This window comes from Algorimicrobium echini (assembly GCF_900115185.1).
GTDB lineage: Bacteria > Bacteroidota > Bacteroidia > Flavobacteriales > Flavobacteriaceae > Algorimicrobium > Algorimicrobium echini.
This window is the reverse complement of sequence record NZ_FOVN01000001.1, coordinates 112,944-125,295: the sequence shown is the minus strand read 5'-3', so window position 1 is coordinate 125,295 and position 12,352 is coordinate 112,944. Positions and strand designations below refer to the sequence as shown.

The 12,352-nt window shown below is 33.5% G+C and carries 13 protein-coding genes; all 13 read left to right on the top strand.

What is annotated here, in order from left to right; all coding sequences use genetic code 11:
* Nucleotides 1-5 precede the first annotated feature (5 nt).
* The 13 genes from BM239_RS00620 (at nucleotide 6) to BM239_RS00560 (ending at nucleotide 12,342) form a co-directional block, all read left to right on the top strand.
* A complete protein-coding gene (locus BM239_RS00620; protein ID WP_092205727.1) occupies nucleotides 6-698 on the top strand; it encodes a glycerophosphodiester phosphodiesterase in 693 nt (230 codons plus the stop codon).
* Entirely contained in the window at nucleotides 695-1,906 is a 1,212-nt protein-coding gene (locus tag BM239_RS00615) for a BaiN/RdsA family NAD(P)/FAD-dependent oxidoreductase (RefSeq protein WP_092205726.1), read from the top strand. The genes BM239_RS00620 and BM239_RS00615 overlap by 4 nt, the downstream gene beginning before the upstream one ends.
* 122 nt (nucleotides 1,907-2,028) lie before the next feature.
* Nucleotides 2,029-2,559, top strand: coding sequence for a DUF1697 domain-containing protein (locus BM239_RS00610; RefSeq protein ID WP_092205725.1), 531 nt, complete (start codon nucleotides 2,029-2,031; stop codon nucleotides 2,557-2,559).
* A gap of 9 nt (nucleotides 2,560-2,568) precedes the next feature.
* On the top strand, nucleotides 2,569-3,678 hold the full coding sequence (locus BM239_RS00605) for a diphosphomevalonate decarboxylase (protein ID WP_092205724.1): 1,110 nt from the start codon (nucleotides 2,569-2,571) through the stop codon (nucleotides 3,676-3,678).
* Between the two features lie 63 nt (nucleotides 3,679-3,741).
* Nucleotides 3,742-4,671 (top strand): mevalonate kinase family protein, encoded by a 930-nt coding sequence (locus BM239_RS00600; protein WP_092205723.1) that lies wholly within the window; start codon nucleotides 3,742-3,744, stop codon nucleotides 4,669-4,671.
* 10 nt (nucleotides 4,672-4,681) lie between these two features.
* Nucleotides 4,682-5,587 carry a geranylgeranylglycerol-phosphate geranylgeranyltransferase gene (locus BM239_RS00595; protein ID WP_092205722.1) on the top strand — a complete coding sequence of 302 codons (906 nt, stop codon included), beginning with the start codon at nucleotides 4,682-4,684 and terminating at the stop codon, nucleotides 5,585-5,587.
* A gap of 93 nt (nucleotides 5,588-5,680) precedes the next feature.
* Nucleotides 5,681-6,556: a pseudouridine synthase gene (locus BM239_RS00590; protein ID WP_092205721.1), complete on the top strand. Its 876-nt coding sequence runs from the start codon at nucleotides 5,681-5,683 to the stop codon at nucleotides 6,554-6,556.
* A 336-nt stretch (nucleotides 6,557-6,892) separates the two neighbouring features.
* Nucleotides 6,893-8,293 (top strand): type III PLP-dependent enzyme domain-containing protein, encoded by a 1,401-nt coding sequence (locus tag BM239_RS00585; RefSeq protein WP_092205720.1) that lies wholly within the window; start codon nucleotides 6,893-6,895, stop codon nucleotides 8,291-8,293.
* Nucleotides 8,283-9,224 carry an agmatinase gene (speB, locus tag BM239_RS00580; RefSeq protein ID WP_092205719.1) on the top strand — a complete coding sequence of 314 codons (942 nt, stop codon included), beginning with the start codon at nucleotides 8,283-8,285 and terminating at the stop codon, nucleotides 9,222-9,224. Before BM239_RS00585 ends, speB begins: the two co-directional genes overlap by 11 nt.
* Nucleotides 9,214-10,188, top strand: a complete 975-nt coding sequence (locus tag BM239_RS00575; RefSeq protein ID WP_092205718.1) for a deoxyhypusine synthase family protein — start codon at nucleotides 9,214-9,216, stop codon at nucleotides 10,186-10,188. The genes speB and BM239_RS00575 overlap by 11 nt, the downstream gene beginning before the upstream one ends.
* 1 nt (nucleotide 10,189) lies before the next feature.
* Nucleotides 10,190-11,725, top strand: a complete 1,536-nt coding sequence (locus tag BM239_RS00570) for a bifunctional GNAT family N-acetyltransferase/carbon-nitrogen hydrolase family protein (protein WP_092205717.1) — start codon at nucleotides 10,190-10,192, stop codon at nucleotides 11,723-11,725.
* 42 nt (nucleotides 11,726-11,767) lie between these two features.
* On the top strand, nucleotides 11,768-12,100 hold the full coding sequence (locus BM239_RS00565; RefSeq protein ID WP_092205716.1) for a hypothetical protein: 333 nt from the start codon (nucleotides 11,768-11,770) through the stop codon (nucleotides 12,098-12,100).
* An 11-nt stretch (nucleotides 12,101-12,111) separates the two neighbouring features.
* Nucleotides 12,112-12,342, top strand: coding sequence for a hypothetical protein (locus BM239_RS00560; RefSeq protein WP_092205715.1), 231 nt, complete (start codon nucleotides 12,112-12,114; stop codon nucleotides 12,340-12,342).
* The last annotated feature ends 10 nt before the right edge of the window (nucleotides 12,343-12,352 follow it).

The following is a 12,352-nucleotide window of genomic DNA, read 5'->3' as shown; positions in this document are numbered from 1 at the left end:
TGAATATGCAGAATGCTTCAACACGTGTTTTTGGTCATCGAGGTGCTAAAGGGTATTTGGCTGAAAATACTCTGGAGTCTATTGAAAAAGCATTAAACTTTAATGTGGATGGTATTGAAATAGATGTACATCTGTGCGCTTCTGGTGAATTAGTCGTTTTTCATGATTTTACATTGGATAGAATGACTAATGGAACCGGTGAAGTTGGAAAACAAACGCTGAAAGCTTTGAAGGAGTTAATAGTAAATGGTGGTTTTCAAATTCCAACGTTAGAGGAAGTATTAAATTTAATTGATAAAAAATGCCTACTGAATATTGAGCTAAAAGGAAAAAATACAGCCATAAAAACCTGTGAAATAGTAAGTAATTATGTTCAGAATCGTGGATGGGATGATACAGATTTTATTGTATCCAGTTTTCAACATACCGAATTAGAAACCATGTTTCAAACCAATAAAAATATCCCGTTAGCAGTTTTAACAAAAGCAAGCGTAACTGAAGCTGTAGAGTTTGCAAAGACCATTCAAGCTAAAATAATTCATCCTAACTTTGCTTTATTAACAAAAGATAACGTGAAATTGGCCCAAAGTTTAGGTTTTGAAGTTAATACCTGGACGGTTAATGATGCGGATACCATTTTACGTATGAAGCAGTATGGTGTAAATGGTATTATTTCCGATGTGCCAGATAAAATATGAAACAACAAGACGTACTTATAATAGGAGGTGGTGCAGCAGGTTTTTTTGCAGCCATTAACATGGCGGAATTAAACCCAGATTTATCCATCACTATTTTAGAAAAAGCGAAAGAAGGTTTGCAAAAGGTGAAAATTTCGGGAGGAGGCCGTTGCAATGTTACTCATGCTGAATTTATACCTGCTGAATTAACACAGAACTACCCACGAGGTGAGAAGGAATTATTAGGACCCTTCCACCAATTCATGACAGGTGATACAATTTCCTGGTTTGAAAAACGAGGCGTGGAATTGAAAATTGAAGACGATGGCCGCATGTTTCCAGTTTCAAACACATCGCAAACAATTATTGATTGTTTCTTAAAAGAAGCGCAAGCGCGACAAGTTAACGTGCAGTATAGTCAGAATGTTACGGCAATTGCCGTTCAAAATAATTCTGAAGGTTTCCTTGTTTCAACAAAAGATGAAATTTATAAAGCTGATAAACTACTTATAGCAACAGGTAGTTCTGTCAAGTTTTGGAAATTATTGGAAGGTTTAGGGCATACCGTTGTGCCACCTGTTCCCTCTTTATTTACCTTTGATATTCAAGATGAACGGATCCTAGATATTCCAGGGGTAGTAGCGCCAGACGTTAGTGTTTCTGTTGTTGGAACAGATTTATACTCTGAAGGGCCTTTGCTTATTACCCATGTTGGAATGAGTGCACCAGCTATCTTAAAATTATCTGCCTTTGGTGCTTTAGAATTAGCAAAACGGAATTATAATTTTAAAATAGAAATAAATTTTATTAAGCAATCTTTTAATGATTGTTTGAATATATTAAAGGAATGTAAACAGCAATTGGCAAAAAAAACCGTTTATAAAGCGGCACAATTGGATTTGCCAAAACGCTTATGGCGAAAATTGGTTTTAGCTGCAGGAATTTTGGAAGCTGACCGATGGGCAGATTTAAACAAGCAACAATTGGAAGATTTGAGTAATCAATTGACTAGCGCTATTTTTCAGGTTACTGGAAAAAGTACGTTTAAAGATGAATTTGTAACAGCTGGAGGGATTAATTTAAAAGAAATTAACTTCAAAACTTTTGAAAGTCGCCTTCATAAAAACCTGTATTTTGCAGGTGAAGTTTTAAATATCGATGCGGTTACTGGTGGTTTTAATTTTCAGAATGCTTGGACTGGCGCTTTTATTGTGGCTAAATCTATATAAATTCGCTATAATAATGTAAGGTTAGTGCATCTTGAATATTTTAATCATACAATTCATTATGCCGTCTTTAACAACGAAATCGTTATTTTAAATATTTTAAACAAATCACAAAATTTCTAGGAATGGGAATATACATCGTGCTTTTAAAAGGGATTAACGTTGGTGGACATAAAAAAGTTCCGATGGCGGATTTACGAAATTTATTAACCACATCAGGATTTAAAAATGTGAAAACCTATATCCAAAGTGGGAATGTTATTTTAGAATCTGCAACCAAAGATATCGCAAGAATAGAATCGGATATTACAGCAGTTATTTTAAAACATTTCGGTTTTGAGGTTTCAGTTTTAGTTAAAACACGAGTTGAATTGGAACGTATTTTTAAGGCGAGTCCCTTTTCCGAAGAAAAAAAGAAAGCCAGTTATTTTATCATGCTTCATAAAACACCAGATGCTGATTTAGTGCGTGAAGCTTCAGAAAAAGTTTACGAAGGTGAAGCATACCACATTATAAACGACTGTATGTATTGGTATTGTGAAAAGGGTTTTGGTCGCGCAAAATTCAATGTAAATCTTTTCGAACGAAAATTAAATACAATTGCTACAGCCAGAAACTACAACACAATGCTAAAGTTACTATCTTTGTCAGCATAAAATGAGTCGATGACAGAACAACATTTCATTCCAGAAAATTTTTCAGAAACACGTCCAAACGGTCAAGTTGCTTGGGAATCACCTAGTAATATTGCTTTAATTAAATATTGGGGAAAACGTAAAAATCAAATTCCTGAAAATCCTTCAATCAGCTTTACATTAAGTCATTGTAAAACCATTACCACGCTTTCGTTTAAAGCGAAAGAGACTAATGATACTTTTTCTTTTGATGTTTTTTTAGATGGTAATAAAAATGAAGACTTTAAGCCAAAAATTCAAACCTTTTTTGAACGTGTGGAGCAGTATTTACCGTTTATAAAAGATTATCATTTTACTATTGAAACTAAAAACACCTTTCCGCATAGTTCTGGAATTGCATCGTCTGCATCAGGAATGAGTGCGTTGGCTTTGTGTTTAATGAGTGTTGAAAAACAAATTATGGAAAAAGAGGTCACCTTGAACGTAGTTGAGAGGTCTTATAATGAAAAATACTTCAGCCAAAAAGCATCTTTTTTAGCACGTTTAGGATCTGGTTCCGCTTGCCGAAGTATTGAAGGCGATTTAATTGTTTGGGGCGAAACGAAGGTCGTGGAAGGTAGTAGCAATTTATTTGGAACAAAATACCCGTATCCAGTTCATGACATTTTTAAAGAGTATCAAGATACTATTTTATTAGTCGATAAAGGCGAAAAGCAGGTGAGTAGTTCGGTTGGTCACAATCTAATGCATAATCATCCGTATGCGCAAAACCGGTTTCAACAAGCCCATGATAATCTAGAAAAACTGAAATTGATTTTAAAATCAGGCGATTTGGATGCATTCATTGGATTGGTTGAAAGTGAAGCCTTAACACTTCATGCTATGATGATGACCAGTATGCCATACTTTATTTTAATGAAACCAAACACCTTAAAAGTCATAAATGCTATTTGGGGTTTCCGTGAAAAAACGGGTTTACCAATTAGTTTTACATTAGATGCTGGAGCAAATGTGCATGTGTTATATCCAAAACGTGATGCCGCTCCAATTCTAGAATTTATTAAGAACGAGCTTGTTACATATTGTCAAAACCAACATTTTATTTCAGACCAAATTGGTTTTGGTGCTAATCAAATATAATTTATTACGTATCTTTGTAATATAGTTTCAGAGTGCTGAATACTGATTACTGAAAACTGGCTTATGAAAGGACCCCTTTTTTACTCAAAAATATTACTCTTTGGAGAGTATGGAATCATTAAAGATTCCAAAGGTTTATCTATACCATATAATTTTTATAATGGTGCTTTAAAGGTGGCCGAAAACCCAACAGAATCCTCTATTAAATCTAATTTAAGTTTAAAGCGTTTTGCTGAATATTTAGAGCAGATTAACCCTGAGTTAGTCACTTTTGATATTACATCTTTAAAAGCAGATGTGGAAGCAGGCATGTATTTTGATTCGTCTATTCCGCAAGGGTATGGTGTTGGTAGTAGTGGTGCTTTAGTTGCTGCAATTTATGATCAGTATGCTCAAAATAAAATCACTGTTTTAGAAAATTTAACGCGTGAAAAACTCATTCAATTAAAAACTATTTTTTCTGAAATGGAATCCTTTTTCCATGGAAAGTCTTCGGGTCTCGATCCGTTAAATAGTTATTTAAGTATTCCAATTCTTATCAACTCTCAAGATAATATAGAGGCTACTGGAATTCCGTCGCAAACAGCAGATGGAAAAGGCGCTGTTTTTTTATTAGATAGTGGTGTGGTTGGCGAGACAGCTCCAATGGTGCGTATTTTTATGGAGAATATGAAACAAGAAGGTTTCCGTAATATGCTTAAAAATCAGTTCATAAAACATACAGATGCCTGTGTGGATGATTTTCTAAAAGGCGATGTGAAATCACTTTTTAAGAATACCAAGCAATTATCTAAAGTGGTGTTGAATCATTTTAAGCCAATGATTCCGTTGCAGTTTCATGAGCTTTGGCAGAAAGGCATCGAGACCAATGAGTATTATTTAAAACTTTGTGGTTCTGGTGGAGGTGGTTATATTTTAGGTTTTACCGAAGATATTGATCGCGCTAAAAAATCGCTTTCCAATTATAAGTTAGAAGTCGTTTATAACTTCTAAATTTATCCACATGTTTTCTCGCAGACAAAAACATATATTACTAAAATTTTTTAGTCTGTTTTCGGTTATACGTGGGTATAACATTCTAATTATAATTATTGCTCAATACCTTACAGCAATTTATATTTTGGCGCATGACTTGCCTTTGCGTGATGTTATTTTCGATTTAAACCTATTTATGCTTGTTTTAGCATCAGCTGCAACTATAGCAGGGGGTTATATTATTAATAGTTTTTATGATTCTGAAAAAGATTTAATAAACAGGCCTTATAAGTCGCAACTCGACCGATTGGTAAGTCAGAATACAAAACTTTCCTTTTATTTTTTATTGAATTTTTTAGCCGTAATTATGGCTAGTTATGTGTCGTTTAAAGCTGTAATTTTCTTTTCGTTCTATATTTTTGGTATTTGGTTTTATTCGCATAAGCTCAAGAAATTACCCTTTATTGGAAATTTAACATCGGCTATTTTAACCATCACGCCATTTTTTGCCATTTTTATTTACTACCGGAATTTCGAGACGGTTATTTTTGTACATGCTACGTTTCTGTTTTTAATAATTTCCATGCGTGAACTTACCAAAGATTTAGAAAACATAAAAGGTGATTTGGTTCAGAACTATCATACAATTCCAGTTGTTTACGGCGAAAAGGTATCAAAAATTATGCTTACGGTTTTAACATTACTCACATTAATTCCAAGCTATTTGGTATTGTATAAATTTGAAATTGGCCATATGTATCTATTTTTCTATACCTGTGTTTTATTACTTGTTATATTTCTTTTATTGCTTTGGCTGTCTAAAACAAAAACACATTATCTCATACTTCATAATATTTTAAAGTTCATTATTGTAGCAGGTGTTTTTAGCATTCTTCTAATTAATGTGGATTTGGTGCTTTCTAGAATTCTATAGTAAATTTTTAATCGCAGTTTAGCTCATTGAATCTGATGGTTAATACATTAAAATGTCAACTATTGTATTACCTTTGCCTAAAATTTAGTAATCATGAGCAGACAGCAAGGAAGTGGCGGAAAAGGAAAATCCGCAGGAAGAGGACAGCAAAACGGAAAGGATAAAGTTTCTGGTAGAGGAGCAAATAACAATAAAAGTAAAAGTTTTGCCAGAGGAAATGCGCCTGTAAAACCGAAATCCGTAGCCAATAAAAAAAGTGATTCTGGAGAAATCCGATTAAATAAATACATTGCTAATTCTGGAATTTGTTCCCGTAGAGAGGCCGATGAGCATATTGCTATAGGACTCGTAACCGTTAATGGAAAAACGGTTGTAGAAATGGGTTATAAAGTAAAACTAGAAGACGATGTTCGTTACGATGGCAGACGTATAAACCCTGAAAAAAAAGCCTATGTTTTATTGAACAAACCAAAAGGTTTTGCTACAACAACTAGCGAAGGAAAAGGAAGAACGGTTATGGATTTAGTGGCAAACGCTACCGATTCGCGTATTAAGCCAATAGGACGTTTAGGGCGAAATTCAACCGGTTTATTATTATTTACTAATGATGAAGATATAGTAAAGAAATTTACAAATTCTAAACATGGTGTTGCACGTTTATTTCAAGTGGAATTGGATAAAAACCTAAAATTTGAAGACCTAAAGAGTATTCAAGAAGGTTTAAAAATTGATGGTAAATTGGTCCCTGTTGAAGAGATTAGCTATATTGAAGGTCAGAGTAAAAATTTAATTGGTTTGAAGATTAAAAATACAGGTAATACAATTATCCGTACCATCTTTGAGTATTTAAAATACGATATAATCAAAATTGATTGTGTAGCCATTGCCCATCTTACCAAGAAAGATATTCCAAGAGGTCATTGGAAACATCTTACAATTCAAGAGATTAACACGCTTAAAATGTTGTAAAACAGCAGGTTGACGCATTAAAAAAAATAAACAAAAAAAGCCTGAAATTCAAAAAAATATATTTCATTTGCAGAGCATTTAGCTGAACAAATTGAAAACTGTTTTTATTTTCGGGCTTTTGACTTTCAGGAAGTCATTTTCAAAAGCCGCTTACAGATTAAGTAACCGAATTTTAGAGCTAACTTCCGTTTCTTATATTGCTTCAAGCCAACATTTATTTGGCTTTATTCCTACGACTCATCCTCAAATTCAAGTTTGATAGTTTTATAATTTAATGTTATATTATCGCTGAAAAAAAAATCAGTTCGTACCTTTAAATTTTAAACATCAAAATTAATGAACACAAAATATATTGACTTAATCAGTCAAACTTTTGATTTTCCACAAGAAGAATTCAAACTGGAAGATAAAACCCTAGAATTCCACGATGTAGACCTAATGCAATTGGTTGAAGATTATGGAGCGCCTTTAAAATTTACCTACTTGCCACAAATATCCAACAATATTCAACGTGCTAAAGGTTGGTTTGCAAAAGCCATAAAAAATAATAAATACAAAGGCAAGTATAATTATTGTTACTGTACTAAAAGTTCGCACTTTAAGCATGTTTTAGATGAAGCCTTAACAAATGATATTCATATAGAAACATCATCAGCTTTTGATATAGATATTGTTGAAAGCCTAAAAGCCGAAGGTAAAATTACAGATAAAACCTATGTTATTAGCAATGGGTTTAAACGATCTCAATACGTAACCAATATTGCAAGGTTAATTAATAACGGACAGAAAAACTGTATTCCTATTATTGATAATTATGAGGAAATTGACTTGCTTTCAGAAGAAATTAATGGCAAATATAATATTGGAATTCGTATTGCATCAGAAGAAGAACCAAAATTTGAGTTCTATACCTCACGGCTAGGTATTGGCTACAAAAATATTGTGCCTTTTTATAAAAATCAAATTCAAGACAATAAAAAAGTAAAGCTTAAAATGCTGCACTTTTTCATTAATACAGGTATTCGTGATAATGCTTATTATTGGAATGAATTGGCAAAGTGTTTAAAAGTGTACACCAGTTTAAAGAAAATTTGCCCTTCACTAGACAGCTTGAATATTGGTGGTGGATTTCCCATAAAAAATTCACTAGCGTTTGATTTTGATTATGAGTATATGATTGATGAAATTATTAATCAGATAAAATTAGCTTGCGAAAATGAAGATGTAGCTGTACCAAATATCTTTACAGAGTTTGGAAGTTTTACTGTTGGCGAAAGTGGTGGTGCTATTTATGAGGTATTATACCAAAAACAACAAAACGATCGTGAAAAGTGGAACATGATTAACTCATCATTTATAACTACCTTACCAGATACTTGGGCTATTAATAAACGATTTATCATGCTGCCAATTAACCGCTGGTATGATAGTTATGAACGCGTGCTTTTAGGAGGCTTAACCTGTGACAGTGATGATTATTATAATAGCGAACAGCATATGAATGCTATTTATTTGCCAAAATACAATAAAGATAAACCACTTTATATAGGTTTTTTTAATACTGGAGCTTATCAAGAAACAATTGGTGGATTTGGCGGATTACAGCATTGCTTAATACCATCACCAAAACATATTTTAATTAATAAAGATGCTGATGGCAACATCACCACAAAATTATTTAGCGAACAACAAAAAAGTGAAGACTTACTTAAAATTTTAGGTTACCATGGACAATAAAACGTATGCAGGAATAGAAGAGCAGTATTCTAAACTAGAAAGCTCAAAAATTGTACTAATTCCCGTACCATATGACGGTACAAGTACTTGGCAAAAAGGAGCTGATAAAGGTCCGGAAGCCTTTTTAAATGCTTCAGAAAATATGGAGCTTTATGATATTGAAACAGGAACCGAGGTATATAAACAAGGGGTTTATTTAGCAAAACCTGTAACCGAAAATGAATCGCCAGAACGTATGGTAGATGCGGTTCATGAGGCGACAAAAAAATATATTAAGCGTAACAAATTTGTAACGGCTTTTGGTGGTGAGCATTCTATTTCTATTGGAACTATTAGAGCTTTTAACGAATGTTTTGATAACCTAACAGTTTTGCAATTGGATGCCCATGCCGATTTACGTAAAGACTATCATGGAAGCACATGTAATCATGCTTGCGCACTTTATGAAGCTAGCCAAACAGCTAATTTAATTCAAGTTGGTATTCGTAGTATGGATGTTATCGAAACAACCGTTATGGATTTCGATAAAACGTATTTTGCTCATGACATGGCCGTAGATGATACGTGGATGGATTCGGCAATCGATCAGATGACAGAAAACGTTTTCATTACAATAGATTTGGATGCATTTGATCCCTCCATTATGCCAAGTACAGGAACACCAGAGCCTGGTGGTTTGCTTTGGTATGAAACTCTGGAGTTTTTACGCCAAGTTTTTGCTGAAAAGAATGTAGTAGGCTTTGACATAGTGGAATTATGTCCAAATGAAAATGAACGTTCTTCCGATTTTTTAGCAGCCAAGCTATATTACAAAATGTTATCTTATAAGTTTTTAGATGACGCAGCGGAAGATAGTTTCGATAATAATTTTAATGAATCAAAAGAAAACACGAACAAATTTTCTAAATTTAATGAAGACGATGACAACTAAAGGAGATATATCAAAATTTATAGAAAAGTATTATTTGCACTTTAACGCAGCCGCTTTGGTAGATGCTGCCAAAGGGTATGAAGAACAGTTAAATAATGGCGCTAAAATGTTGGTGTCACTTGCTGGAGCTATGAGTACAGCTGAAATAGGTAAAATATTTGCCGAAATGATACGTCAAGATAAGGTGCAAATTATTTCTTGTACAGGAGCAAATCTGGAAGAAGATATTATGAATTTGGTAGCACATTCACATTACAAACGTGTGCCAAATTATCGCGATTTAACACCTCAAGATGAGTGGGATTTATTGGAAAAAGGATTAAATCGTGTTACTGATACCTGTATTCCAGAGGAAGAAGCTTTCCGACGAATTCAAGAGCATATTGTAAAAATCTGGAAAGATGCCGAAGCTAATGGCGAACGTTATTTACCACATGAATACATGTACAAACTCCTGCTTTCTGGCGTTTTAGAGGAGTATTATGAAATTGATATTAAAGATTCTTGGATGTATGCGGCTGCCGAAAAAAACTTGCCAATTATTTGTCCAGGATGGGAAGACAGTACGATGGGTAATATTTTTGCTAGCTATGTATTAAAAGGCGAATTGAAAGCAAATACCATGAAATCTGGAATAGAATATATGACATTTTTAGCAGACTGGTATACCGATAACTCAGAAAACGGTATTGGTTTCTTCCAAATAGGAGGTGGTATTGCTGGCGATTTTCCTATATGTGTTGTGCCAATGCTGTATCAAGATATGGAGCGTACAGAAACACCTTTTTGGAGTTATTTTTGTCAAATTAGTGATTCAACAACTAGTTATGGTTCTTATTCTGGAGCCGTACCAAACGAAAAAATTACTTGGGGTAAATTAGATATCAATACGCCAAAATTTATAATTGAAAGTGATGCAACTATTGTAGCACCATTGGTTTTTGCTTACCTGCTAGGAATGTAACATGAAATCGCAAAAAATAGAAAATATTGAATTAAAATACCTCACGGTTGACGATTATGAAGAATTAAAATCGGCAACATTAGAGGCCTATGGAGGTGTTTTAAATTCCTATTGGAAAAAACACCACATAGAAGATTTAACCAGAAAATTTCCCGAAGGACAAGTCGTTATTAAAATTGATGGTGATATTGCAGGCTGTGCATTATCCATAATTGTTGATTTTGATACTATTGACGATGAGCATACCTATGAGGATATTATAGCTGGTGAATCTTTCAAAAATCACAACAAAAATGGCGATGTGTTATACGGTATCGATGTGTTTATTAAACCGAAATACCGTGGACTACGATTAGGAAGGCGTCTTTATGATTACCGCAAAGAAGTTTGTGAAAACCTTAATTTAAAAGGGATTGTTTTTGGTGGACGAATGCCAAATTACCACCAGCATAAAGACTTAACACCTAAAGAATATTTTGAAAAAGTAAAGCGAAAAGAAATCCATGATCCGGTTTTAAACTTTCAAATTTCAAATGATTTTCATCCAGTACGTATTTTAAAAGGGTATTTAGAAGGTGATACTGCCTCTAATGAATATGCTGTTTTAATGGAATGGGATAATATTTACTATACCAAACCAAATAAAAAAGCAAGTACCGTTAAAACAATTGTGCGTTTAGGCCTTATTCAATGGCAAATGAGAACCTATTCTGGTTTGGATGAATTGATGCAACAAGTGGAATATTTTATTGATAGCGTATCTGCTTACCGTTCAGATTTTGCAGTTTTTCCAGAATTTTTCAATGCTCCATTAATGGCAGAATTTAATCACATGCACGAACCAGATGCTATTCGTGAGTTGGCAAAATTTACCGAAACCATTGTTAACAAGTTGAAACAATTATCCATTTCTTACAATATTAACATTATTTCAGGGAGTATGCCTGAATTAGTAGGTGACGATTTGTATAATGTAGGTTATTTGTGTCGTCGTGATGGGAGTGTAGAGCGTTATGAAAAAATTCATGTAACACCAGACGAAGCTAAAGTTTGGGGTATGCAACGTGGTAATAAATTACAAACGTTTGAAACCGATTCAGGAAAAATAGGTATTTTAATCTGTTATGATTCTGAATTTCCAGAATTATCACGTTTATTAGCAGACGAAGGTATGGATATTCTGTTTGTTCCGTTTTTAACAGATACTCAAAACGGCTACTCACGTGTTAGATTATGCGCACAGGCACGAGCTGTAGAAAATGAATGTTATGTTGCAATTTCTGGTAGTGTTGGTAACTTACCAAATGTTAATAATATGGATATTCAATATGCGCAATCAGCTGTATTTACACCTTGCGATTTTTCATTTCCTAGTAATGGAATAAAAGCAGAAGCAACACCAAATACTGAAATGATTCTTGTAGCTGACGTTGATTTGAGCCTCTTACGCGAACTTCATTCGCATGGCGCTGTTAAAAATTTGAAAGACAGACGAAAAGATTTTTACGATGTTATCCGAATTAATCACAATAAATAGTAACTTTATTTTTTTAAAAAAGTATAAATAATTGCCCAAGTAATGAAAAATAGAAATGATAATTTAAAACGTGTAATCGTAGACTTTAAAAAGTTAACGCCAGAAATTTTAGCTCTACTCGTTGAAAAATATCCTGATGGTTATGATGAAGATCAAATTGTTTCCTTCAGAAATGCAAAAAACGAAATCATAGAAGCTGTTGAGGTTACAACAAGCGACACGAAGTATTTAGTTAAAGTGAGTACCAAGTTAGCCGTAACGATGGAAAACTACGACGAAGATGATTATGAAGATTTTGATGATTCTGATCCAGAAGCTGTTCAAGATCCAGATATTGAACTCACGGATGAAGACGTTGAAGATGATATTGATTAATTCATTTTAAAATGAGAACAGCAGTTTTTAAGTCTTATGAAAATGGTTATTTCACTTTCTGGTTTGATAACGGAGAAGAATTAGCCTTTGAAGAAGTACATCCACGCGTATTGAAACAATACGATTTAAAAAATGACGACAATTATATAGATCAGGAGTTTAAAATTGTTTTTGTAGAAGTGCCTGATCCTACCGATGAAGATTTAGTGATTTATAGAGTTGAGAGTTTAAAACCACTTTAATTTCTGTATA

Excerpts from the sequence above, each read along its gene's own strand:
- BM239_RS00590 (WP_092205721.1), top strand. The coding sequence starts at position 5,681 with ATGAGCAGACAGCAAGGAAGTGGCGGAAAAGGAAAATCCGCAGGAAGA.
- BM239_RS00620 (WP_092205727.1), top strand. The coding sequence starts at position 6 with ATGCAGAATGCTTCAACACGTGTTTTTGGTCATCGAGGTGCTAAAGGG.
- BM239_RS00565 (WP_092205716.1), top strand. The coding sequence starts at position 11,768 with ATGAAAAATAGAAATGATAATTTAAAACGTGTAATCGTAGACTTTAAA.
- BM239_RS00595 (WP_092205722.1), top strand. The coding sequence starts at position 4,682 with ATGTTTTCTCGCAGACAAAAACATATATTACTAAAATTTTTTAGTCTG.
- BM239_RS00605 (WP_092205724.1), top strand. The coding sequence starts at position 2,569 with ATGACAGAACAACATTTCATTCCAGAAAATTTTTCAGAAACACGTCCA.
- speB (WP_092205719.1), top strand. The coding sequence starts at position 8,283 with ATGGACAATAAAACGTATGCAGGAATAGAAGAGCAGTATTCTAAACTA.
- BM239_RS00600 (WP_092205723.1), top strand. The coding sequence starts at position 3,742 with ATGAAAGGACCCCTTTTTTACTCAAAAATATTACTCTTTGGAGAGTAT.
- BM239_RS00615 (WP_092205726.1), top strand. The coding sequence starts at position 695 with ATGAAACAACAAGACGTACTTATAATAGGAGGTGGTGCAGCAGGTTTT.
- BM239_RS00560 (WP_092205715.1), top strand. The coding sequence starts at position 12,112 with ATGAGAACAGCAGTTTTTAAGTCTTATGAAAATGGTTATTTCACTTTC.
- BM239_RS00570 (WP_092205717.1), top strand. The coding sequence starts at position 10,190 with ATGAAATCGCAAAAAATAGAAAATATTGAATTAAAATACCTCACGGTT.
- BM239_RS00610 (WP_092205725.1), top strand. The coding sequence starts at position 2,029 with ATGGGAATATACATCGTGCTTTTAAAAGGGATTAACGTTGGTGGACAT.
- BM239_RS00575 (WP_092205718.1), top strand. The coding sequence starts at position 9,214 with ATGACAACTAAAGGAGATATATCAAAATTTATAGAAAAGTATTATTTG.
- BM239_RS00585 (WP_092205720.1), top strand. The coding sequence starts at position 6,893 with ATGAACACAAAATATATTGACTTAATCAGTCAAACTTTTGATTTTCCA.